We start from the raw sequence: 21,285 nt of genomic DNA, 5'->3' as shown, positions 1-21,285 counted from the left end.
GGCAATTGGTGAGCGAACGACTGAAGATTGAGAACCTCTACAAGGTCTTCTCCTCGACCCCCGACAGAGCCATGCAGCTCTTGACTGCCGGGGCCAGCAAAGACCGGATCCTGGCCGAGACCGCCACCGTGGTCGGCCTGAACAACGTATCGCTGTCCATTCCCAGTGGCGCGATCTACATGATCATGGGTTTGTCCGGCTCGGGAAAATCCACCCTGGCCCGTTGCATCAACCGTTTGAATGAACCGACCGCGGGCAGGATCCTGCTGGACGGCACGGACCTGGTGGCCTTGAACGAAAGCGACTTGCGCGAGGTGCGCCGCACGCGCATCTCCATGGTCTTCCAGCATTTCGCCCTGCTGCCGAACAAGACCGTGATCGAAAACACCGAGTTCGGCCTCAAGTTGCGTGGCGTCGGTGCCGCCGAACGCCGCAAGCGAGCCGAGGAAGTCCTGGCCATCGTCGGCCTGGCCAAGTGGGCCGAGCACCACCCCCATGAACTGTCCGGCGGCATGCGCCAGCGGGTCGGCCTGGCCCGGGCCCTGGCCACCGATGCCGACGTGCTGATCATGGACGAGGCCTTCAGCGCCCTCGATCCGTTGATCCGCACGGAAATGCAGGACGAATTGCTGCGCCTGCAACGCACCCTGAAAAAAACCATCCTGTTCATCACCCACGATTTCCAGGAGGCCCTGAAGCTGGGCACCCGTATCGCGATCATGGCCGACGGCCAGGTGGTGCGCGAGGGCACGCCCCAGGAAATCGTCATGGACCCCGGCAGCGACTATGTCGCCTCGTTCACCCGCGAGGTGGACCGCTCGCGCCTGTTCGACGCGCGCTCGGTCATGCAGGTCGCCGACACCTTGCTGGTCCAGGGCGATACCCGCGTGGTCGGCAATGACAACGCTGGCGCCTTTGTCCTCAACATCGGCGGCAAGCCGGTGGGCGTGCTCGATGCCGCGGCGCTGCTGGCCGTTGGCGGCGGCAGCGATGCCCTGCAACGCCTGTCGACCCAGTTTGTCAGCGTGCCGGCCAGCGCCAAGCTGGTGGAAGTGGCGCGCCTGCTCAAGCCGGGCCTGCCGATAGCCGTGGTCGATGGCGAGGGGCTATTTGTCGGCACCCTGAACAGCGCCCATATCCTTGATTGCATTGCCAGCGTCCCGCCCCCTCGCGCCAACGCTGCGGAGGTTGCCCAGCATGCTTAGTTCAGAAGACCTTGCCGTTTTTCCCGTGGACCAGTGGATCAGCCAGGGCGTCGAGTGGCTGGGCATTCACCTGCGGCCGATATTCCTCGCCATCCGCTGGCCGGTGGAACACCTGCTGGCGCTGAGCGACTCACTGATCCATGCCATCCCGTTCCCGGTGATGGTGCTGCTGATGTTCCTCATCGCCTACCGCGCCGCGAGCCTGGGCGTGGCTCTGTTCAGCGCCGTCGCCCTGGTGACCATCGCCGCGCTGGGGGTGTGGGACGAGGCCATGACCACCTTGTCGCTGATCACCACGGCGATTGTCATCTGCATGCTCGTCGGGATTCCCGTGGGGGTGTGGTGCGCCCGCAGCGAACGGGTCTGGCAGATCATGCGGCCGATCCTCGATATCATGCAGACCACGCCGACCTTCGTGTACCTGGTGCCGGTGGTGATGCTGTTCGGCGTGGGCACCGTGTCGGGTGAAGTCGCGGTGGTGATCTCCGCCTGTCCGCCACTGATCCGCTTCACCTACCTGGGCATCCGCATGGTGGAAACCGAACTCGTCGAAGCCGGCCACGCCTTCGGTGCCGACAGCCGCCAGTTGCTCTGGGAAATCCAGTTGCCGCTGGCGATACCGACCATTCTCGGCGGCCTCAACCAGACCGTGCTGACCGCCATGGTGATGTCGGTGGTGGTGGCGATGATCGGCGCCGAGGGCCTGGGCCTGGTGGTCTTGCAAGGTCTCGGGCGGATGGACGTGGGCCGTGCCGCGGTAGGCGGTATCGCCATCGTGCTGCTGGCGATGATGCTCGACCGGATCACCCAGAAACTGGCGCAGCCGTCGGTACGCAAGCGCAAGTCGCTGTTCAAGCGCCTGTTCAACCCGCGCCCGCTGAACGCCTAGGAAGCATCCCCAACAACAATCATGAATGCCAGTTGTCGAGCCCTTTCTTCACTGCCAACCCTTAACCATAACGAGAAAAAAAGAGGAAATCATGATGCGTCCATTCAAAGCCTTGCTTGGATTTGCAACCGCGTTGTCCCTGGCCGGGCTGGCCTGCACTTCGGTGCTGGCCGACGACCGGCCGGGCAACGGCAAGACCATCCGCTTCGTGCAATCGGAAAGCACCGGCGGCAACTATGTCCTGACGAAAATCGCCATCGAGGCCAGCAAGCGCCTGGGCTACGACACCAAGTTGAGCACCGTCAACACCACGCTGTTTTTCCCGGCGGCGGCCCAGGGCGACCTGGACCTGTCGATGGACGTAACCCTGCCGCAACTGCAACCCAGCTTTGACAAGGTCAAGGACCGCACCGAAGCGGTCGGCGCAGGCTTCATTACCGGCGCGGGCTACAACGGCTACATGATCGACAAGAAAACCGCCGACGCCTACGGGATCACCAGCCTGGAACAAATGAAGGACCCGAAGATCGCCGGACTCTTCGGCAAGAACGGCAAGGCCAGCCTGATCAGTTGCGATCCGGGCTGGGGCTGTGGGGATGTGGTCGACTACCAGCTCGACAAGTTCGGCCTCAAGGACACGGTCAACCCGGTACGCGGCAAATATGAAGCGCTGATGTTCGAAAACGTCGCCCGCCTCAAGCGCGGTGAGCCGGTGTTCTTTTATGCCTGGGCACCGTCCTGGATGACCAACACCATGGTGCCGGGCAAGGACGTGGTGTGGTTGCCGACGCCGTTCGACGCCTTGCCGGGCAATGTCCCGAGCGCGGTCTCGGCGCTGACCCCGGGCGTGGCCGGCTGTGCCGGTGGTGCCGATCCGTGCCGCATGGCGATGGCGGCCTGGAACTGGTACGCGATCGGCAACAAGAAATTCATCGCCGCCAACCCGGCGATCAAGACGCTGGTGGAGCAGATGGCCTTCTCCCAGGCGACCTGGAGCTACTGGGAAAAGACCATCAGCCAGGACGGTTCGAGCGAACGCAATATTCGCAAGCTGGCGGATGACTGGATGAGTGAAAACAAGGCCACGTTCGATGGCTGGATCGCCACGGCGAAAGCGGTCAAGTGACCTGACCGATCGTTCCCACGCTCCGCGTGGGAACGCATCCGATGACGCTCCGCGTCGCGTTGCACAGGCATCGAGCCTTGCGCCGACTACTGGACGCGGAGCGTCCGGGGCGGCATTCCCACGCAGAGCGTGGGAACGATCAAAAGCCGGCCTCCGCAAGGGACGTATTTATCTTCACCAGAGAAACCCCTGTTTGACGGTCCGCAATCAGAAAAAACCCACTGTCCCACCCCCTCCAAACCGCCAATCCCGTGCAGCACCCTGCCCTAGCATTGGTTCCACTCAGACGATCCGGAGTGAACACCATGACCTATAAACATCCGCTGCTGTTCAAGGCCCTGTGCTACGTCGACGGGCACTGGATCCACAGCGACAGTGCCAGCACCATCGCCGTGCATGATCCGGCGAACCAGCAGTTGATCGGCCATGTGCCGATGCTGGAAAAACCTCAGATTGTCGCGGCGGTGGAGGCCGCGCATCGGGCGTTCGCCAGTTGGCGTGAACTGAGCCTCGATGCCCGCGCCACTGTCCTGCGGCGCTGGGCGGCGTTGATCCTGGAGCATCAGGAGGACCTCGCGCGCATTCTCAGCCTGGAACAAGGCAAGTCCCTGGCCGAGTCCCGCGGCGAGATCGCCTATGCCGCCAGTTTCATTCCCTGGTTCGCCGAGGAAGCCCGGCGCCTCTATGGGCAGAACATCCCCAGCCATATCCCCGGCGCCCACCTGGGCACGGTCAAGGAACCGGTGGGTGTCTGCGCGCTGCTGACCCCCTGGAATTTCCCCTCGGCGATGATCACCCGCAAGGCCGCCGCCGCACTTGCCGCCGGTTGCACGGTGGTGATCAAGCCGGCCCATGAAACGCCGTATTCGGCCTTTGCCCTCGCCCAACTGGCGGAAGAAGCCGGTTTCCCCGCCGGGGTGTTCAACGTGGTGCTGGGCGAGCCGCAAATGACCATGCAGACCCTGGTGCAGGACAGCCGCGTGCGCGCGGTCAGCTTCACCGGTTCGACCCGGGTCGGCAAACTGGTCCTGCAGGCGGCGGCACGGGATGTGAAGAAGGTTTCACTGGAACTGGGCGGCAACGCGCCCTTCATTGTCTGCGCCGATGCCGACCTGGAACTGGCGGTGAGGGTCGCGGTAGAGGCCAAGTTCCAGACCTCCGGACAGGACTGTTGCGCGGCCAACCGCATCATGGTCGAGCGCTCCCTCTACCCGGCCTTCCTCGACCGCTTCGCCGCGGCCGTGCGTGCACTGCGTGTCGGACCGGCCCTGCTGGGCGACCAGGAGCAGGCCGTCGACGTCGGTCCGTTGATGCACCAGGCCGCGTTCGACGCAACCGCCGAACGCGTGGCCGACGCCTTGCACCTCGGCGCGCAACGCCTGGCCGGCGGTGAGGCGCACGCCCTGGGCGGCCTGTTCTACCAGCCGACAGTGTTGGCCGACGTCACACCGCAGATGCGCATCTACCGCGAAGAAAACTTCGCCCCCATCGCCGGGGTGATGCCCTTCGACACCCTCGAACAGGCCATCGAAATGGCCAACGACACCGAATACGGCCTGGCCGCCTATGTCTGCTCCAACCGCCTGGACCTGATCTACCCGCTGATCCGCCGCCTCGACCACGCCATGGTCGCGGTCAACGGCGTGAAGTTCACCGGCCACCCCATCCCCTTCGGCGGCATGAAGGCCTCGGGGCTGGGCCGTGAAGGCGGCACCGAGGGCTTCGAAGCCTTTGTCGAAACCAAATATTTTTGCCTGCACCACCAAGGCTGATTCCAAGGAGAGCCACCATGAACCCGACACCCGAAGCGCTGTTCGAACAAGACCGTGCCTACTTCATGCACCCCTCGACCCACGCCCATGACCACGCCAGCGGCGCGCTCAAGGGACGCATCATCAAGAGTGCCGCGGGTATCCGTATCCGTGACCACGAAGGGCGGGAATTCATCGATGCCTTTGCCGGGCTGTATTGCGTGAACATCGGCTATGGCCGCACCGAAGTCGCCGACGCCATCTACAAACAGGCCAAGGAACTGGCCTACTACCACACCTATGTCGGCCACTCGACCGAGGCCATCATCGAGCTGTCGAGTCGCATCATGGACTGGGCGCCCGAAGGCATGAAAAAGGTCTACTACGGCCTGTCCGGCTCCGATGCCAACGAAACCCAGATCAAGCTGGTGCGCTACTACAACAATGTGCTGGGCCGCCCGCGGAAGAAGAAAATCATTTCCCGGGATCGCGGCTATCACGGCTCGGGCATCATGACCGGCAGCCTCACCGGGCTGGCCGCGTTCCACCAGCATTTCGACCTGCCGGAACAAGGCATCGGCCACACCGTCTGCCCGCACTGGTACCGCAAGGCACCGGCCGGCATGGATGAAGCGGCCTTTGTCCGCTACTGCGCCGACGAGCTGGAGAAAATGATCCTCGCCGAAGGCCCCGATACCGTCGCCGCGTTCATTGGCGAACCGGTGATGGGCACCGGCGGCATCGTCGTGCCCCCGGCCGGTTACTGGGCCGCGATCCAGGCCGTGCTGAACAAGTACGACGTGCTGCTGATCGCCGACGAAGTGGTCTGTGCCTTTGGTCGCCTGGGTTCGAAGATGGGCAGCCAGCGCTATGGCATGCGTCCGGACCTGATCACCACCGCCAAGGGGCTGACCAGCGCCTATGCGCCGCTGTCGGCGGTAATCATCGGCGAGAAGGTGTGGAGCGTGATTGAAACGGCCTCGACCCGGGAAGGCGCCATGGGCCACGGCTGGACCTACTCCGGCCACCCGATCTGCGCGGCGGCGGCCCTGGCCAACCTCGATATCCTCGAACGCGAGAACCTCACGGCCAATGCCGAGCAGGTCGGCGGCTACCTCAACCGCCGTTTGCGCGAAACCCTGGAAGGTCATCCGCTGGTGGGCGAAGTGCGTGGCGATGGCATGCTTGCCGCTGTCGAGTTCATGGCCGACCGTGAGCAACGCACGCCGTTTGATGCCGCCTTGAAAGTCGGTCCGAAAGTCTCGGCCGCCTGCCTCGAACGCGGCATGATCGCCCGGGCCATGCCTCACGGCGATATCCTCGGCTTCGCTCCGCCGCTGATCCTGACCGAGCAGGAGGCGGACCTGATCGTCGACATCACCCGGCAGGCGATCGATCAGGTCGCCGGTGAAATCCTCGGTTGAGACCTGGTCCCCGCAGGTGCGCTTGCTCGCGAAGGTCGGCGACGATAACGTGTCCATCCCGGATGAATGCATCGTCTACCCGTCCTTCGCGAGCCTGCTCGCGCCTGCACATGTCGCCTGCGGAGTTCGTTACTGATGCACAAGCTTGACCGTTATGACCTGAATATCCTGCGCATCCTCTCGGAGGACGGGCGCATCACCAAGTCGAACCTCGCCGAGGCGATCAACCTTTCGGTGACACCGGCCTGGGAGCGTGTGCGCAAGTTGGAGAGCGCCGGCCTGGTAAAGGGCTACCGCGCCCTGATCGACTGGAACCAGGTGTTCAAGAGCCAGCAACTGCTGGTGGAAATCACCTTGGCCCGGCACACGGCCCAGGACATGCGCCGCTTCGAGCAACGGATGAGCGATGCCGGGGAAGTGCAGTTCTGTTATGCCACCGGTGGCGGCGTCGACTACATCGCCATGATCCAGGCCGCGGACATCGATCAGTACCAGCGCTTCATCGATCAGTTGTTGCTGGAAGACCTGGGCATCGAGCGCTACTTCACCTATATCGTCACCAAGACCATCAAGACCGGCGGCGCGCCACCGGCCCAGGCATTGAACGCGTTACTCGCCACGGACTAACCCCAGCCGCCAGCCTCTTCGGCCCCCCCCTGCCGGACCTCGCCGTCGCTGCGCGGCAGGATGATCCTGGGCGCGAACTCCGAGCGCCGCGTTCCTTCGAGAACGTCCGCCGGCAGCTCGCCGAAACGTTCCTCGGCCTCACGCGCCACGGCGTTGCCAACAATGAAATCCGCGCGCGTCGCCCCGGAAAACCGGTACTGGCGAGCCAATCCGAAAAGGCTGCGAAACACCTGCCCACTGGCGCTGATCCAGCGCTCCATGGTGCGCCGGTCGATCAATGCCGTTCTATGGGCCAGCAGCAGTTGGCGAACGATGCTGTCGTAATCGATCAACAGATACACTGCCAGGAAACCCAACCGGGACCTGACGACCAGCGGCAAGGTGACAGGCTGGATGCTGAGGTTTTCGCCGAGGCTGATCTCCGCGGGCAAGCGGCTCATGAGTGGCTCCAGTTGTTCCCGGATCTGCGCCAGTTCGGCTTTCGAGCCTTGCAGTTTTTCCTGAAGACGGATGATCCAGAAGTCGGAATAAGGATCATCCAGGGCCGCGCCGCGCGCGACCCTGCTGATCAGGCCGAGAAATCCGACAAGGCCCATGATGCGTTTTTTCTCTTCGCTCGCGGGCCGGCCTTGCCAGACCTGAGTCGCATGCCAGGTGTGCAGCGTAAAGCTCATGGCGCTGCGTAGCGGGCCGATTTCGAGAGGGGAAAAGCTGGACATCGCATACTCCTGATGAGTGAAGGTCAGGGCAGCAGTGTCATCGGCAAGGCGTCGTTCGTCAGTCGGGAAACAGGTTGGCGACCGATCTGTTTTTATCCGCCGGCCCTCCCCCCGCAACCGTCTTTGCACATAGCAACATGTTCTAACAAGACGGTTAGCGGCAGCCGCTTTTATCTACTAGGCTTTTGCGCTCATGGAACCGGTCCGGCTTGGTCATCGGGCCTATTGCTCAGGGAGACATTGATGACCCCCGTACGTATCGCCGAACGCACCTACCGCACCTGGTCCAGCCCGATCCTGCTGGAACTCAAGGAGCGCGCCCACCAACTGGACACGCCCTCGCGCGAAGCCTTGCTGAATGTGCTGGTCGAGCGCCGCCTGATCGATATCGGCAGCCCGACCGGGGAGGAACGACGCAAGGCCGGACAGTCCGGCCTGCGTTAGCGGACTACTTCTTCCCCTCGTAATTGACCATCCAGGCAATGCCGAAACGGTCTTCGAACATGGCGAAGCTTTCCGCCCAGAAGGTTTTCTCCAGTGGCATGAAGACCTTGCCGCCCGTGCTCAAGCCATCGAACAAGCGCCGGGCCTCGGCTGCGCTGTCGACATTCAGCGACACCGACACGCCCTGTGGCTTGTGGTATGGCTGGCCCGGCGGGCAATCGGAGGCCATCAGGCTGAAGCCGCCCACGGTCAGGCAGGCGTGCAGGATCAGGTTCGCATCCTTGGGCATGCCCACCTCGGCAGGCGCCTCGGCAAAGGACATGGAAAACACCTCGCCACCGAGCACCTTCTTGTACAACGCAAAGGCTTCCTTGCAGTGGCCGTTGAAGGTCAGGTAGGGAATGATTCTCATGGTGGATCTCCTGTTGTCAGGTTTCACGATTGACCGGACATCTGCGTCCGCAGGCGTTCTTCCTGCTCGCGCAACTCGGGGGTAAAGGCCTCGCCAAAATCCTCGGCCTCGAAGATCTGGCGGATTTCGATTTCGCTGTCGCCGGCCATCGGGTTGGGACAGCGCTTGACCCAGTCGATGGCTTCCTGCAACGACTGCACCTGGAAAATCCAGAAGCCGGCGATCAGCTCCTTGGTTTCGATAAAGGGCCCGTCGACAACGCTGCGGTGCGTGCCGGAGAACTGCACGCGGGCCCCCTTGGCGCTGGGGTGCAGGCCCTCGCCGGCGAGCATCACGCCGGCCTTGACCAGCTCTTCATTGTAGGCGCCCATGGCGGCCAGCAGTTCTTCACTGGGCATTTGCCCGGCTTCCGATTCCGGGGTGGCCTTGACGATCACCATAAATCGCATGGTCTTTTCTCCTGATAGTGGGTGAACCGCCCCGCTGGCGGTTCTACGGGTTAATCGAACGGCCATCGGCGTAATCGACACCGCGCTGAAATTATTTTTCCGCCGGGCCGCCGGTCCGTTTTTTCCGTTTGCCGGGGGAGAGTGTCGAGAACGCTCGCGGTCAATCGACTAAGCATAGAAGTACCCCATCCGCCACTCGACAAACCCGCCGGGCGGCGACGCCGTCAAGGAGATCTCGTGATGAACGAGCGCACTGTTGAACAGCATCCCGTGGTATCGCGCCAGGAATGGCTGGCTGCACGCCAGCAGCATCTGGCCCGTGAAAAGGCCTTCAGCCACCAGCGCGACCAGCTCAGCGCCGAACGCCGCGCCCTGCCCTGGGTACGGATCGACAAGGACTACCACTTCGAGGGCCCCCACGGTCGGCAACGACTGGCCGATCTGTTCGGCGACAACAGCCAGTTGATCGTCTACCACTTCATGTTCGCCGACGGCTGGACGGAAGGTTGCACGGGCTGCTCGTTCCTCGCCGATCACTTCGACGGCGCGAACCTGCACCTGGCCCATCATGACGTCTCGTTTGTCGCCGTATCCCACGCCCCGTGGGCGCAGTTCCAGGCCTTCAAGCAGCGCATGGGCTGGCACTTCGACTGGTTGTCGTCGGCCGGCAGCGATTTCAACCATGACTTCGGTGTCAGTCCTTCGCCGGCGGAAAAAGCGGCCGGCAAGACCCGGTACAACTACGAACTGATCGACAGCAGCGAGGAGGAGTTGCCCGGCCTCAGCGTGTTCTACCGCAACCCCGAGGGTGAGATTTTCCATACTTATTCGACCTATGCACGGGGCCTGGACATCCTGGTGGGCACCTACAACTTCCTCGACCTGATGCCCAAGGGCCGTAACGAAACCGGGACCATGAACTGGGTCAGGCACCATGACCGCTATGAACATGCCGGGCAATCTGCCTGCTGCGGCTCCCACGCCGATAAAAAGTGAGATCGCCCGGGGTTCGTCATAAGATCCCCGGACCGCGACAAGTTCATGCCCTCTGGTGCCCCGACCGGCAATTCAGAGGGTTCCTACAAAACCCGCTGACACCGCTCCAGCAGCACCCGGCCGAAAGACCGGGTGCCGACACACTGCGCGCAACGATTCCCCGATAAAATAGTTAATATCGAAAAGCCATATCCCGTATCGCCCCCATATAGAGAGGAAAAATGGATTCTCCTGCAGTCTCGATCGGTCAATCTCCGGATTTCGCCCTAGCCCTGTCCGGCGGCGGTGTCCGGGCCATGGTGTTTCATCTGGGCGTGCTCAAGTACCTGGCCGAGCAAGAAGCCCTGGAACGGGTCAGCCAGCTCTCGACCGTCTCCGGCGGTAGCCTGCTGGTGGGCCTGATGCTGCATGAGAACGGCGGGCAATGGCCCGCTTCGGTGGACTTCCTGGAGAAGATCTATCCGCGCCTGCGCCACCAGCTCTGCTCGCGCAGCCTGCTCTGGAGCGCCCTGCGCCAGCTGCTCAACCCGCTGAACTGGCGCTTCATCATGTCCCGGGCCAATCTGCTGGAGCTGGGCTTGCGCAACGAATGGGGCGTGAATGGCCTGCTGGCGGACATCGGTGCGAGGCCGGACTGGTCGATCAATGGCACCACCGCCGAGAACGGCAAGCGCTTTCGCTTCAAGCGGAGCAATATGGGTGACTACTCCATCGGCTATGCCAGCACCCTCGGCGTTCCCCTCGCCAAGGCCCTGTCAGTGTCGGCGGCGTTCCCCGGTGGCATCGGTCCGCTGGCCCTCGACAGTCGTCGTTTCAAATGGATGCAACGGGGCTGGAATGCGCCGCTCGACAGCGCGGTCGAGGCGACATTGCCTTTCCCCACGCTGCACCTGTATGACGGCGGGGTCTATGACAACCTCGGCCTGGAGCCGTTCTTCGACGCTGCCACCGGACGCAGCAAGCGCTACGAATACCCCATTGTCGTGTCCGATGCCGGTGCCCCGCTCAAGCCCGGGTTCCAGGCCGGCATGCTCAGCCCCTGGCGACTCAAGCGCCTGTCGGACATCATGTCCGACCAGTCGCGGGCCCTGCGCACGCGAACCTTTGTCGAATACCTCAACCAGGCGCCGGGACGCGGCGGCTACCTGGGCATCGCCAGCGCGCTGATCGAGGCTCCGGCCGGCAGCGACGCGGCATTTGCCGCGAGCTTCGCCACCAGCCTGGATCGCCTCGAACCCGAGGTGTTCGATCGTATCGCCCGGCATGGCCATGCCGTCGCCCAGACGACCGACCGGCACTACGCTGTCCTGCTGCCGCCCGCCGTCACCGCCAGGCCCACCGCGCCGGCCTGATACGACTCAAGGCACCATCAGTACCCCGAGACTGGCGCTGACCACCAGCGCGGTGCCGGCAAACTGCAGCGGCACCATGGGCTGGCTCAGTACCATGTAACCGGCCAGGGCGCCGACCGCCGGCTCGACGCTCATCAGGATGCCGAACGAAGACGCCGGCATCCGCCGCAGGGCGATCATCTCCAGGCCGTAGGGCAGCAACGGCACGAACAGCGCGAGCCCGGCGCAACTGGCGACCTGCAACCACGGCAGGTGCCCGCCGCTTTGCCACAATCCCAGGGGCGCGGTTATCACTGCCGCCGCGAGCAACGACACCGACAAGCCTTCAAACCCCGGAAACAGCGTGCCGACCCGCTTCATCAGCAGGATATAGGCGCCCCAGCCGGCTGCCGAGCCGAACGCCAGGGCCAGTCCCAGCGGTTCGCCGATCCAGCCCTGGTCGTTGCGCGCCAGCAGCAGCACACCGGCCATCGCCAGCAGCGGCCAGATCAGCGCCCTCCAGCGGCGTATGGCCAGGCTCGCCAGCAGCAGCGGGCCCAGAAACTCGATGGCGATTGCCAATCCCAGGGGAATGCGCTGGATTGATGCGAAAAAGCAGCTGGTCATCACCGCCATCGCCAGGCCCAGGCTGGCCGCGGCCCCCCAGCGCGACAGGGAATAGGTGCGCAGTGGAGGCCGCACCACCAGCATCAGAAGGGTCGCGGCCCAGCACAGGCGCAGCCAGGTGGTGCTGAGGGAGCCGTAGGTGTCCATGGTCGGTGACGACAAGGCGGCACCGAACTGGACCAGACACATCGACAGCACGCACAACGACGCCGCCAGCAACAACGCCCGACGGGGTGTCCGCGGTGCGGCGGCCACGGGGAGCACGACGGTATTTTCCTGCATGACAAAACCTCCGGTGAACGTCAGGCCATCCTAGCCAGTCACCCGGACTTCAAATAAGCTGATATTTCTTATCCCCACTTAACGGATATTGATAATGCGCGACCTCGACAGCAACCTGTTGCGAACCTTTGTCACTGTCGCCGAAACCGGGGCGGTCGGCACCGCCGCCCAGCGCCTGGCCCGGACCCAGGCCGCCGTGAGCATGCAACTGCGCCGTCTGGAAGAGGACCTGGAGCGACGCCTGTTCGACCGCTCCCCGCGCGGCCTGCGCCTGACCGAGGCCGGTCATCTGCTGCTGCCCTACGCCCACGGCATTCTCGGCGCCGGTGCCGATGCGCGGCGGGCGCTGTCCATCAGCCAGGTGGCGGGAACGGTGCGCCTCGGCCTGCTGGAGGACATTGCAGTGGGCAGCCTGCCGCGGGCCTTGCATCGGTTTTCCGCGGCGTACCCGCATATCACCCTGGAGATCACCATCGACAGCAGCGCGGCAATGTCCGCCAGGCTGCTGGACGGTGCGCTGGATATCGTCATCGGCGACTCCCATGGCATCGACGCCCAACCCCAGGTGAGCTGGAACCAGCCGTTGTTCTGGGTCGGCGCCCGTGGCCTGGTGCTGGACCCCGACCTGTCCAGCCGGATCGTGCCGCTGGTGACCTTCGGTGGCACCTGCCTGTGGCAACCGCGGGTCGCGCAGACGCTGAAACAGGCCGGTATCGCCTGGCGCGTGGTGTGCAGCAGCACCAGCCTGCCGGCGGTGCAGTCGGCGGTCGAGGCCGGCCTGGGCATCGCCGTGCTGCTGGAAAGCAATGTCCACCCGCAGAGCATGCGTGTACTGGGTCCCCTCGATGGCCTGCCGCCGGCGCCAACCGTCGATTTCGGTCTTTACGTGCGTCGTGTTCCCGCGGCCCAGGCGGCCGCGGTCCGGGCCTTGCAGCGCTTCCTGGAAGAAGAACTGAATATCGCCGCCACCCTGCCCCTCGACCCGAAAACGGCAGACGCCCTTCCCGAAAGTCTATGAAGACCAGCAGCTTGGCTGCCTGTGATAGAATAGATGTTTACGTGAATCTATTAACAGGAGCCCTCATGCCTCGCGTCTCGCGCAAACAGGCCGAACTCAACCGCGAAATCATCACGGATGCCGCCGCGCGGCTGTTCCGTGAGCGTGGCCTCAAGGGCCTGAGCGTGATCGAGGTCATGGGCGCGGCCGGGCTGACCCATGGCGGCTTCTATGGTCACTTCGATTCCAAGGAGGCCCTGGCGGCCGAAGCCTGTGCGCGCAGCTTCGCGCAATCGACCGAACGCTGGCAGCAGCGTACGGCCGAAGCCCTCAGCCCGGAGGCGGCACGCCAGGCCATTGTCGAGCATTACCTGAGCACGGCCCACCGCGACAACCCCGGCGAAGGCTGCCCGGTGGTGGCCTTCTGCGGCGACCTGGCCCACGAAGACGCCGACAGCGCCGTGCGCCAAAGTTACGTCGAGGGCCTGGAAAAACTCCTGAGTGCCTACGCCGCCTTGCTCGACAGCGCCGAGCCCGAGGCGCGCAAAGCCGCCCTGGTGCAATACTCCTTGCTGGTCGGTGCCCTGGCCCTGGCGCGTTCGACCCGTGGCCAGGCGATCTCCGATGAAATCCTCGAAGCCACTCGCGCCGCCCTGCTGCCGGCCAACGGCTGAATCAGTCGCCTGCCGCCGTCAGCTCGAAATAGAACACCGCGCCCTTCTCCGGGATCGACAGCAGACGGATCTGGCTGTCATGCAGTTGCAGGATGCGGCGCACGATCAATAACCCGAGGCCGCCGGAGCGGCGGTCGCCGTCATGGTTGAAGGGACGGCGAAAGAGGTTTTCCAGCAGCTTGGCCGGAATCCCCGGCCCGGTATCGCTGACCGTCACCTGCACTTTCCCCGCCTCATGCACCAGCGCCACCTCGATGGTTCCGCCTTCGGGGGTATGGCGCAGCGCATTGTCGATCAGGTTGGTCAGCACCCGCTCGATCATGCCCAGGTCGGCGGTCACCATCGATGCGCCCCGCGGCAGTACCGCCAGCAGTTTCGACTGGCGGGTCTCGGCCATCAGCTCGAACTTCTGGAACACGTCCTGGATCAGGTCGCTGAGGGAAAAGTCCTCGCGTTCCAGGCGCACCGCGCCGTGCTCCAGGCGCGCCAGCTCGAACAACGCCTGGGCCAGTTTGCCAACCTTGTTGCTCTGGGCCAAGGCGATCCCCAGGTAACGCCGGCGCTCGTCGGCCGCCAGCACCCCGTCCTTGAGCGAGAGGGTTTCCAGGTAGCCGTGCAGCGAGGCCAGCGGCGTGCGCAGGTCATGGGAGATATTCGCCACCAACTCGCGGCGGTCCTGGTCGAGCTGGGTCAGGGTCCGCCATTGCTCGCCGATACGCGTGGCCATTTGCGCAAAGCTGGCTTCCAGCACTTCGATTTCGTCACGGCTGCCAAACCCCGCGGTCGACAGCGCCGGCAAACGGGCCGGCGGCACGTCGGTGTCGAAATCGCGCATGGTGTCGGTCAGGCGGCGCAATGGCCGGGTGATCAGGCGGAAAGCGATCAGGCCGGCGATCAGCCCGAGCAACGCCACCAGGGTCATGGCCCACAAGGTGGTCCGCAGCACCGAACTGGCCGAGACCCGCGCGGCCAGGCGGTCATGCTCCTCGCCCTGCAGCACCACGTAGAGATAGCCCAGGTCCTTGCCGCCGCCCTGCAACGCGGCGGCACTGAACACCTTGCGCCCGTCATTGCTGCGCGGATCGTCACCGAGGATCGGCAAGGGCTGGTCCTCGAGCAGGCGCCGGATCGGCCGCAGGTCGACATGGTCGCGCTTGAGATGCCCCTGCGGCGCCGCATCGCCGGTGATCCGTCCGCTCGGGTCGAGCAGATAGACCTCGACGCTCGGATTGACGTTCATCAACTGGCCGAACAGCGCCCGCACCCCCTCCATGGTCAGGCCTTCGGTGCCCACCAGGCGGTTTTCCAGGGCGATGCTGCGGGCCAGGTCGCGGGACAACCCCTGCACCACTTCCTTCTCGTGCATGTCGCTGGCCCGTACCTGCAACCATACCGACGCGCCGCAGCAGGCCAGCAACAGGATCGAAAAGACCACGGACAAGCGCTGGGACAGGGTCAGGTTCATTCGGCACGTCCCGAAGGGGCGAAGCGATAACCCCGGCCCCAGACCGTGAGAATCCGCTCGGGTTGCGCCGGGTCGACCTCGATCTTCGCCCGCAGGCGATTGATATGGGTGTTGACCGTGTGTTCGTAGCCATCGTGCTGGTAGCCCCAGACCTGGTTCAGCAGGTCCATGCGCGAGTAGACCGTGCCGGGGTTCTTCATGAAGAAGTGCAGCAGGTCGAATTCCCTCGGCGTCAGTTCCAGGTACTGGCCGTTGACCTCGGCCTGGCGGGTCAGCGGATCGAGGCTCAGGCCGTTGAGTTCGAGACTGCCGGCATCGACCTTGAGGCTCTTGGCCAGGGCATCGACCCGACGCAGCAGCGCCTTGACCCGCGCCGCCAGCTCGAGCATGGAAAACGGCTTGGCGAGGTAATCGTCGGCGCCCAGTTCGAGACCGAGCACCCGGTGCATTTCACTGGAACGGGCGCTGGTGATGATGATCGGTGTATAGCGCGCCATGGCCCGCGCCTGGCGACAGATCTCCAGGCCGTCGACGCCCGGCAGCATCAGGTCGAGGATCAGGGCATCCCACGAGCCCTTTTCCAGTTGTGCCAGCCCCAGGTTGCCGTCGGCGCAATGGGTGACCTCATAACCTTCGTCACGCAGGTGCAGGCTCAACAGCCCGGCCAGGTGCAGGTCATCCTCGACGATCAGTATGCGTTTGGGTGAATCCATGGGCAGCGTTCCTGCAAGAAAATCCGGGGCCGGCACGGCCAGCAAAGCCTGATTCATTGTGCCGGATCGGTACGCGGAAATATTCACAATTAATTTAACTTTACGGGAGGATTTGGCGACCGTTACCCGCCGACACTGCAAGCCTGATCAATTGCCGTGGAAGTGACGCCATGTCCTCCAGAAGACGCTTTCTTTTCTCCAGTGCCGCCGCCCTGCTTGCCGCCGGCTTCGTCGACTGGCGCGCCGTGGCCGCCACCCTGGGTGCAAATGCTGCCCCCGCCACCCCGGACGAGACCTTCGAAGTCACCCACAGCGATGCCGAATGGCGCACGCTGCTGGACGCCAACCAGTACCAGGTACTGCGCCATGAAGGCACCGAGCGACCTTACAGCAGCCCCCTCAACGACGAGCACCGCGACGGCGTGTTTGCCTGTGCCGGCTGCCAGCTGACGCTGTTCTCCTCCGCCGCCAAGTTCGACAGCCACACCGGCTGGCCGAGCTTCACCGCGCCGCTGGAAAGCGCCGTGGCGACCCGCCGCGACACGTCGCTGGGGGTTTCCCGCACCGAAGTGCACTGCCACCGCTGCGGCGGACACCTGGGCCATGTGTTCCCCGATGGCCCGCGGCCGACCGGATTGCGCTACTGCATGAACGGCGTGGCCATGACCTTCGCCCCGAGTGCCGCCTGACCGCTCCATCACGATTTATCACAAGGATCTGCAACCATGTTTCTACTTGTCCTGGCGTACCTGGGCGGTCTGCTGACCATCCTCAGCCCGTGCATCCTGCCGGTGCTGCCGTTTGTCTTCGCCCGCTCCGGCGAACCGTTCCGCCGCAGCGGCCTGCCCCTGCTTTGCGGCATGGCCCTGACCTTCGCCCTGGTCGCCACCCTGGCGGCCGTCGGCGGTGGCTGGGTGGTCCAGGCCAACCAGTACGGTCGTTGGCTGGCCATGGCGCTGATGGCGTTCTTCGCCATTACCCTGCTGTTCCCGCATCTCGCCGATCGCCTGGCCCAGCCACTGGTATCGGCCGGTGATCGCCTGTCGCGTTCGGCCCAGGACGGCAGCGGCCAGCCAAGCGTCAAGTCGTCCTTCCTGCTGGGGATCGCCACCGGCCTGCTGTGGGCACCCTGCGCCGGACCGATCCTCGGCCTGATCCTCACCGGTGCCGCGCTGCAAGGCGCCAATATCGGCACCACGCTGTTGCTGCTGGCCTATGCCGCCGGTGCCGCCACGTCGCTGGCCGGCGCGCTGCTGGTGGGTGGCCGGCTGTTCACGGCGATGAAACGCAACCTCGGCACCGGCGAATGGCTGCGCCGGGGCCTGGGCGCGGCGATGCTGGCCGGCGTGGTGGCGATTGCCCTGGGCCTGGACACCGGCCTGCTGACCAAGGTTTCCACGGTCGCCACCTCCGGTATCGAACAGAAGTTGCTCGACACCTTGACCCCGGTCGTGCAGAAGGACGCCCCGGCGCAAGGCGGCGCGATGATGGCCGCGGTCAACAGCGACCAACCCGGCGGCAGCATGATGGCGATGGCCGCCAAGACCGGCGGCAACGAACGCGCCCTGCCGGTGGAAGGCACCCTGCCCGACCTTTCGGGCGCCGTGCAGTGGCTCAACTCGGCCCCGCTGAGCGCCGCCGACCTCAAGGGCAAGGTGGTGCTGATCGACTTCTGGACCTACTCCTGCATCAACTGCCTGCGCAGCCTGCCCTACGTCAACGCCTGGGCACAGAAGTACCACGACCAGGGTCTGGTGGTGATCGGCGTGCACGCCCCGGAGTTCGCCTTCGAGCGAGATATCGACAACGTGCGCCAGGCCGTCGCCAAGCTGGGCATCCAGTACCCGGTAGCCATCGACAACAACTACGCGATCTGGCGCGGGTTCAACAACCAGTACTGGCCAGCGCATTACTTTGTCGACGCCCAGGGTCGCGTGCGCTACCACCACTTCGGCGAAGGCGACTATGCCGGCTCCGAGCAGGTCATCCAGCAACTGCTGGCCGAAGCCGGTAACAAGAACGTCTCCGGCGGCATGGTCAGCACCCAGGCCCAGGGCGTGATGCAGGCCGCCGACGAGTCGGAAGTGAAGTCGCCGGAAACCTACGTCGGTTATGACCGCGCCGAGAACTTCGCCTCCCCTGGCGAGCAGGTCGCCGACAAGCCGAAGAACTATGCCGCGCCGCAGCAACCGGCCCTGAACCAGTGGGGCCTGGAAGGCAACTGGACCGTTCACTCGGAACAGGCCGCCCTCAACCAGGCCTCGGGCAAGGTCATCTACCGCTTCCACGCCCGTGATCTGCACCTTGTGCTCGGCCCGGCGAGCGACGGCAAGCCGGTGCGCTTCAAGGTGCTGATCGACGGCAAGGCCCCCGGCGCCAACCACGGCACCGACACCGACGCCAACGGCGCGGGCAGCGTGACCGAGCAGCGCCTCTACCAACTGGTGCGCCAGGCCGGCGATATCGGCGACCACACCTTCTCCATCGAGTTTCTTGACCCGGGTGTCCAGGCCTACGCCTTCACCTTCGGTTGATAGCCAAGAGGATAAACAGCATGAACAAGTCCGTGAGTCAGAAGAAACCCAGGTCGCCGCTGCTGATGATCGCCGGGATTGCCGGCGTGGCGCTGTCGGTGCTGATGATCCAGCGTTTTGCCGGGGCCGCCGAGACCGCAGTGCAGATCGCCCCGCCCGCGTTGGATGAACCGGCAAAAGCCGGCCAGGCCACGGCGGTGTTTGCCGGCGGCTGTTTCTGGGGCGTCCAGGGGGTGTTCCAGCATGTGCGCGGAGTGCAGAACGTGGTCTCCGGCTATACCGGCGGCGCGGCGGGCACCGCGCATTACGAGGATGTCGGCGAAGGCACCACCGGCCATGCCGAGTCGGTACAGATCACCTACGATCCGGGCCAGATCAGCTACGGCAAGCTGTTGCAGGTGTTCTTCTCGGTGGCCCATGACCCGACCGAACTCAATCGCCAGGGCCCGGACAGCGGCACGCAATACCGTTCGGCGATCTTCCCGGTGAATGCCGACCAGGAAAAGGTCGCCCAGGCGTATATCGAGCAGTTGAACGCGGCCAAGGTGTTTCCGTCGGCGATTGTCACCCGGATCGAGGACAACAAGGTCTTCTACCCGGCCGAGGGCTATCACCAGAACTATCTGACGCTGCACCCGTATGCGCCGTATATCGCCATCAACGACATGCCGAAGGTGGAGAACCTCAAGCGCATGGATCCGGACCTGTACCGGGCCGATCCGGTACTGGTGCCGGACGTGCAGTGAGTTCGATGGCCTCTTCGCGGGCAAGCCCGCTCCCACATGGACCGAGTTGCGCAGGCCCCTGTGGGAGCGGGCTTGCCCGCGAAAGGGCCCTAACAGGCACCCCCTTGCTCAAGGGATGCCTGGCGTCCTTCAGGGATAACGGCGCTTATCCGGTGCCGGCGGGAAATACTGATACAGCCAGGTCTCGCTCAGCGTCCGGTCCTGGGTGCGGATAAACAGCCGCAGCTCCACCGGATCGACACTGTCATTGGTCGGGTACCAGTCGAACGTCACGCGATAGCCGCCGATCTCGTCCAGCTTGAGGACATTGAAATCCTTCACCTGCCCATTCGACGTAGTGACCACTGGCTCGATCCCGGTGCCCTCCGGCAACCGCTCCAGCCCGCCACCGTTGAAATCCACGGCAAAGCGCCGCGCCCAGACCTCCGGATAATGCTCACCCGGCGCCCAGCCCTCGATAAAGCCGCCCATGCCCGAACGGGTCGCATGCACCCGCGCCAGGGGCGTGCCCACCGGCGGCAAGGCACTCCAGTACAATTTGTAGCCGTAGTTCAGCGAATCGCCGGCCTTGACCGGCTGCTTCGGCGTCCAGAAGGCGACGATATTGTCCAGGGTCTCGCCCGTGGTCGGGATCTCCAGGAGGTCCACCGAGCCCTCGCCCCAGGGGGTGGTCGGCTCGACCCACAGGCTCGGCCGACGACTGTACCAGTCGACCGTGTCCTGGTAGCTGGCGAACTCATGGTCGGTCTGCACCAGGCCGAATCCCTTCGGGTCCTTGTCGGCGAAGGCATTGAACTGCAGTTTCGCCGGGTTGTTCAGCGGTCGGCAGATCCACTCGCCATTGCCTCGCCACATCGCCAGGCGGTCGGAATCGTGGATCTGCGGGTGGATGGTGTCGCACATGCGCCGCTCGTGGGTGCCGCAACTGAACATGCTGGTCATCGGCGCGATACCCAGTTGCTCGATGGCGACCCGGGCGTTGACATGGGCATCGACCGCCATCACCACCTGTTCGGCCTGGCAATCGATATCAAACCGATAGGCACCGGTGGCGCTCGGCGAATCGAGCAGGGCATAGACCACGAAGCGGGTGCTTTCCTTGCCCGGCGTCTCGAACCAGAACTTGGTGAAGTCCGGGAACTCCTCGCGCTTCTGCGCATAGGTATCAATGGCCAGTCCGCGGGCCGAGAGGCCGTACTGGCCGGTCTTGTCCACCGCGCGGAAATAGCTGGCGCCGAGAAACGAGAGGATATCGTGCTTGTCGATCTCCGGGGCCTTGAACAGCTTGAAGCCGGAGAAACCCAGGTCGCCCTTGAGCTGGGACTGATCGACACCACTGTTGGCGTAGTTGAACAGCGGCGGACGGAAGTGCACCTCCCGCGCCTGGCGGGTCTGGGCATCGACGCTGTACATGCGCACCGGTTGCTTGAAACCCATGCCGACGTGGAAGAACTGCACGTCCAACTGGCCCTTGAGTTCGTTCCACAACGAATGCTTCGCGTCGTACTGGATGGCATTGAACTGCTGCGGGGTCATGTTCGCCAGGGTCGGCGGCAGCACCTGCCGGGTGCTGACATAAGGATTGCTCGCGAGTTTCTTCGCGTGGGTCTGCAACGCCTCGAAATCAAAGTGTTCGATGTCACCGTCCGCGGTGGCGGCAAGCGCCCGGGCCGCGAACAAACCGCTGGCCGACAGGCCGGTATAGGCCGCCAGGGCCATGGAAGCTTTCAGGAGATTGCGGCGATGCATAAAGAGACCTGTACTGGGGACATTCCGGATGCCTGGCGGCTGCACGGCACCGGACTAAAGAAGCATTCGCTCATGACGGCGAGCAAACGCGGCTACCGACAAACAGATACCAAATCCTGATGAAC

General features: G+C 64.2%; 21 protein-coding genes. 14 read left to right on the top strand and 7 right to left on the bottom strand.

The genetic code is table 11. The features are described 5' to 3' along the window. Positions 1 to 8: 8 nt before the first annotated feature. From ACL9RJ_RS07925 to ACL9RJ_RS07900, 6 genes are all read left to right on the top strand, one after another. Entirely contained in the window at positions 9 to 1,205 is a 1,197-nt protein-coding gene (locus ACL9RJ_RS07925) for a quaternary amine ABC transporter ATP-binding protein (RefSeq protein WP_017126633.1), read from the top strand. Further along, entirely contained in the window at positions 1,198 to 2,094 is an 897-nt protein-coding gene (locus ACL9RJ_RS07920; RefSeq protein WP_177119518.1) for an ABC transporter permease, read from the top strand. The genes ACL9RJ_RS07925 and ACL9RJ_RS07920 overlap by 8 nt, the downstream gene beginning before the upstream one ends. A gap of 91 nt (positions 2,095 to 2,185) precedes the next feature. Further along, on the top strand, positions 2,186 to 3,220 hold the full coding sequence (gene proX / locus ACL9RJ_RS07915; RefSeq protein ID WP_422765115.1) for a glycine betaine/L-proline ABC transporter substrate-binding protein ProX: 1,035 nt from the start codon (positions 2,186 to 2,188) through the stop codon (positions 3,218 to 3,220). A 305-nt stretch (positions 3,221 to 3,525) separates the two neighbouring features. After that, the gene (locus tag ACL9RJ_RS07910) at positions 3,526 to 4,992 is read left to right on the top strand and encodes an NAD-dependent succinate-semialdehyde dehydrogenase (protein ID WP_017126636.1); all 1,467 of its coding nucleotides are present in this window, start codon (positions 3,526 to 3,528) and stop codon (positions 4,990 to 4,992) included. 17 nt (positions 4,993 to 5,009) lie between these two features. Then, entirely contained in the window at positions 5,010 to 6,395 is a 1,386-nt protein-coding gene (locus tag ACL9RJ_RS07905; RefSeq protein WP_422765114.1) for an aspartate aminotransferase family protein, read from the top strand. A 135-nt stretch (positions 6,396 to 6,530) separates the two neighbouring features. Continuing rightward, complete coding sequence (locus ACL9RJ_RS07900; RefSeq protein ID WP_177088062.1) at positions 6,531 to 7,022, top strand: Lrp/AsnC family transcriptional regulator; 492 nt, start codon at positions 6,531 to 6,533, stop codon at positions 7,020 to 7,022. Here the strand turns inward: ACL9RJ_RS07900 and ACL9RJ_RS07895 are convergent. Next, the gene (locus ACL9RJ_RS07895; RefSeq protein WP_177088060.1) at positions 7,019 to 7,741 is read right to left on the bottom strand and encodes a PFL_4669 family integrating conjugative element protein; all 723 of its coding nucleotides are present in this window, start codon (positions 7,739 to 7,741) and stop codon (positions 7,019 to 7,021) included. The genes ACL9RJ_RS07900 and ACL9RJ_RS07895 overlap by 4 nt on opposite strands. 243 nt (positions 7,742 to 7,984) lie before the next feature. Here ACL9RJ_RS07895 and ACL9RJ_RS07890 point away from each other — a divergent pair, with 243 nt between their 5' ends. Beyond that, positions 7,985 to 8,185, top strand: coding sequence for a hypothetical protein (locus ACL9RJ_RS07890; RefSeq protein ID WP_017126640.1), 201 nt, complete (start codon positions 7,985 to 7,987; stop codon positions 8,183 to 8,185). Between the two features lie 4 nt (positions 8,186 to 8,189). Here the strand turns inward: ACL9RJ_RS07890 and ACL9RJ_RS07885 are convergent, their stop codons facing one another. Then, entirely contained in the window at positions 8,190 to 8,597 is a 408-nt protein-coding gene (locus tag ACL9RJ_RS07885; RefSeq protein WP_177119322.1) for a VOC family protein, read from the bottom strand. Positions 8,598 to 8,620: 23 nt separating this feature from the next. Continuing rightward, positions 8,621 to 9,046, bottom strand: coding sequence for a YciI family protein (locus ACL9RJ_RS07880; protein ID WP_177119323.1), 426 nt, complete (start codon positions 9,044 to 9,046; stop codon positions 8,621 to 8,623). A 240-nt stretch (positions 9,047 to 9,286) separates the two neighbouring features. Between ACL9RJ_RS07880 and ACL9RJ_RS07875 the strand changes: the two genes are divergently transcribed. Further along, positions 9,287 to 10,042 (top strand): DUF899 domain-containing protein, encoded by a 756-nt coding sequence (locus ACL9RJ_RS07875; RefSeq protein WP_017126643.1) that lies wholly within the window; start codon positions 9,287 to 9,289, stop codon positions 10,040 to 10,042. A 221-nt stretch (positions 10,043 to 10,263) separates the two neighbouring features. Next, entirely contained in the window at positions 10,264 to 11,394 is a 1,131-nt protein-coding gene (locus tag ACL9RJ_RS07870; protein WP_212809665.1) for a patatin-like phospholipase family protein, read from the top strand. Between the two features lie 6 nt (positions 11,395 to 11,400). On the opposite strand, the gene ACL9RJ_RS07865 is transcribed toward ACL9RJ_RS07870, so the two are convergent. Beyond that, entirely contained in the window at positions 11,401 to 12,282 is an 882-nt protein-coding gene (locus ACL9RJ_RS07865) for an EamA family transporter (protein ID WP_017126645.1), read from the bottom strand. A 94-nt stretch (positions 12,283 to 12,376) separates the two neighbouring features. Between ACL9RJ_RS07865 and ACL9RJ_RS07860 the strand changes: the two genes are divergently transcribed. Together ACL9RJ_RS07860 and ACL9RJ_RS07855 are read left to right on the top strand one after the other, a co-directional pair. Continuing rightward, positions 12,377 to 13,300, top strand: a complete 924-nt coding sequence (locus tag ACL9RJ_RS07860) for a LysR substrate-binding domain-containing protein (RefSeq protein ID WP_422765113.1) — start codon at positions 12,377 to 12,379, stop codon at positions 13,298 to 13,300. A gap of 65 nt (positions 13,301 to 13,365) precedes the next feature. Further along, complete coding sequence (locus tag ACL9RJ_RS07855; protein ID WP_017126647.1) at positions 13,366 to 13,953, top strand: TetR/AcrR family transcriptional regulator; 588 nt, start codon at positions 13,366 to 13,368, stop codon at positions 13,951 to 13,953. 1 nt (position 13,954) lies between these two features. Here ACL9RJ_RS07855 and ACL9RJ_RS07850 read toward each other — a convergent pair whose 3' ends face one another. Both ACL9RJ_RS07850 and ACL9RJ_RS07845 read right to left on the bottom strand, forming a co-directional pair. Further along, positions 13,955 to 15,418 (bottom strand): sensor histidine kinase, encoded by a 1,464-nt coding sequence (locus ACL9RJ_RS07850; protein WP_017126648.1) that lies wholly within the window; start codon positions 15,416 to 15,418, stop codon positions 13,955 to 13,957. Continuing rightward, complete coding sequence (locus ACL9RJ_RS07845; protein WP_017126649.1) at positions 15,415 to 16,131, bottom strand: response regulator transcription factor; 717 nt, start codon at positions 16,129 to 16,131, stop codon at positions 15,415 to 15,417. Before ACL9RJ_RS07845 ends, ACL9RJ_RS07850 begins: the two co-directional genes overlap by 4 nt. A gap of 170 nt (positions 16,132 to 16,301) precedes the next feature. On the opposite strand from ACL9RJ_RS07845, the gene msrB reads away from it, so the two are divergent. Genes msrB through msrA form a run of 3 tightly spaced genes read left to right on the top strand, consistent with a single transcriptional unit; the run spans position 16,302 to position 19,411 of the window. Then, the gene (gene msrB, locus ACL9RJ_RS07840) at positions 16,302 to 16,820 is read left to right on the top strand and encodes a peptide-methionine (R)-S-oxide reductase MsrB (protein WP_177088048.1); all 519 of its coding nucleotides are present in this window, start codon (positions 16,302 to 16,304) and stop codon (positions 16,818 to 16,820) included. A gap of 36 nt (positions 16,821 to 16,856) precedes the next feature. After that, on the top strand, positions 16,857 to 18,665 hold the full coding sequence (locus ACL9RJ_RS07835; RefSeq protein ID WP_017126651.1) for a cytochrome c biogenesis protein DipZ: 1,809 nt from the start codon (positions 16,857 to 16,859) through the stop codon (positions 18,663 to 18,665). A 20-nt stretch (positions 18,666 to 18,685) separates the two neighbouring features. Then, on the top strand, positions 18,686 to 19,411 hold the full coding sequence (gene msrA / locus ACL9RJ_RS07830; protein WP_177088046.1) for a peptide-methionine (S)-S-oxide reductase MsrA: 726 nt from the start codon (positions 18,686 to 18,688) through the stop codon (positions 19,409 to 19,411). A 129-nt stretch (positions 19,412 to 19,540) separates the two neighbouring features. Here msrA and ACL9RJ_RS07825 read toward each other — a convergent pair whose 3' ends face one another. Further along, positions 19,541 to 21,160 (bottom strand): glucan biosynthesis protein D, encoded by a 1,620-nt coding sequence (locus ACL9RJ_RS07825; RefSeq protein ID WP_042935493.1) that lies wholly within the window; start codon positions 21,158 to 21,160, stop codon positions 19,541 to 19,543. Positions 21,161 to 21,285: the final 125 nt, after the last annotated feature.

Origin of the sequence: Pseudomonas sp. Mn2068 (assembly GCF_049319725.1) — a bacterium.
Lineage (GTDB): Bacteria > Pseudomonadota > Gammaproteobacteria > Pseudomonadales > Pseudomonadaceae > Aquipseudomonas > Aquipseudomonas gingeri.
This window is presented reverse-complemented; position numbering and strand designations above follow the sequence as displayed.

Bases quoted from the DNA above. Each gene is read 5' to 3' on its own strand.
- msrA (WP_177088046.1), top strand. From the start codon at position 18,686: ATGAACAAGTCCGTGAGTCAGAAGAAACCCAGGTCGCCGCTGCTGATG.
- ACL9RJ_RS07845 (WP_017126649.1), bottom strand. From the start codon at position 16,131: ATGGATTCACCCAAACGCATACTGATCGTCGAGGATGACCTGCACCTG.
- ACL9RJ_RS07910 (WP_017126636.1), top strand. From the start codon at position 3,526: ATGACCTATAAACATCCGCTGCTGTTCAAGGCCCTGTGCTACGTCGAC.
- ACL9RJ_RS07870 (WP_212809665.1), top strand. From the start codon at position 10,264: ATGGATTCTCCTGCAGTCTCGATCGGTCAATCTCCGGATTTCGCCCTA.
- ACL9RJ_RS07890 (WP_017126640.1), top strand. From the start codon at position 7,985: ATGACCCCCGTACGTATCGCCGAACGCACCTACCGCACCTGGTCCAGC.
- ACL9RJ_RS07880 (WP_177119323.1), bottom strand. From the start codon at position 9,046: ATGCGATTTATGGTGATCGTCAAGGCCACCCCGGAATCGGAAGCCGGG.
- ACL9RJ_RS07905 (WP_422765114.1), top strand. From the start codon at position 5,010: ATGAACCCGACACCCGAAGCGCTGTTCGAACAAGACCGTGCCTACTTC.
- ACL9RJ_RS07825 (WP_042935493.1), bottom strand. From the start codon at position 21,160: ATGCATCGCCGCAATCTCCTGAAAGCTTCCATGGCCCTGGCGGCCTAT.
- ACL9RJ_RS07855 (WP_017126647.1), top strand. From the start codon at position 13,366: ATGCCTCGCGTCTCGCGCAAACAGGCCGAACTCAACCGCGAAATCATC.
- ACL9RJ_RS07895 (WP_177088060.1), bottom strand. From the start codon at position 7,741: ATGTCCAGCTTTTCCCCTCTCGAAATCGGCCCGCTACGCAGCGCCATG.
- ACL9RJ_RS07835 (WP_017126651.1), top strand. From the start codon at position 16,857: ATGTTTCTACTTGTCCTGGCGTACCTGGGCGGTCTGCTGACCATCCTC.
- ACL9RJ_RS07875 (WP_017126643.1), top strand. From the start codon at position 9,287: ATGAACGAGCGCACTGTTGAACAGCATCCCGTGGTATCGCGCCAGGAA.
- msrB (WP_177088048.1), top strand. From the start codon at position 16,302: ATGTCCTCCAGAAGACGCTTTCTTTTCTCCAGTGCCGCCGCCCTGCTT.
- ACL9RJ_RS07885 (WP_177119322.1), bottom strand. From the start codon at position 8,597: ATGAGAATCATTCCCTACCTGACCTTCAACGGCCACTGCAAGGAAGCC.
- proX (WP_422765115.1), top strand. From the start codon at position 2,186: ATGATGCGTCCATTCAAAGCCTTGCTTGGATTTGCAACCGCGTTGTCC.
- ACL9RJ_RS07860 (WP_422765113.1), top strand. From the start codon at position 12,377: ATGCGCGACCTCGACAGCAACCTGTTGCGAACCTTTGTCACTGTCGCC.
- ACL9RJ_RS07850 (WP_017126648.1), bottom strand. From the start codon at position 15,418: ATGAACCTGACCCTGTCCCAGCGCTTGTCCGTGGTCTTTTCGATCCTG.
- ACL9RJ_RS07865 (WP_017126645.1), bottom strand. From the start codon at position 12,282: ATGCAGGAAAATACCGTCGTGCTCCCCGTGGCCGCCGCACCGCGGACA.
- ACL9RJ_RS07900 (WP_177088062.1), top strand. From the start codon at position 6,531: ATGCACAAGCTTGACCGTTATGACCTGAATATCCTGCGCATCCTCTCG.
- ACL9RJ_RS07920 (WP_177119518.1), top strand. From the start codon at position 1,198: ATGCTTAGTTCAGAAGACCTTGCCGTTTTTCCCGTGGACCAGTGGATC.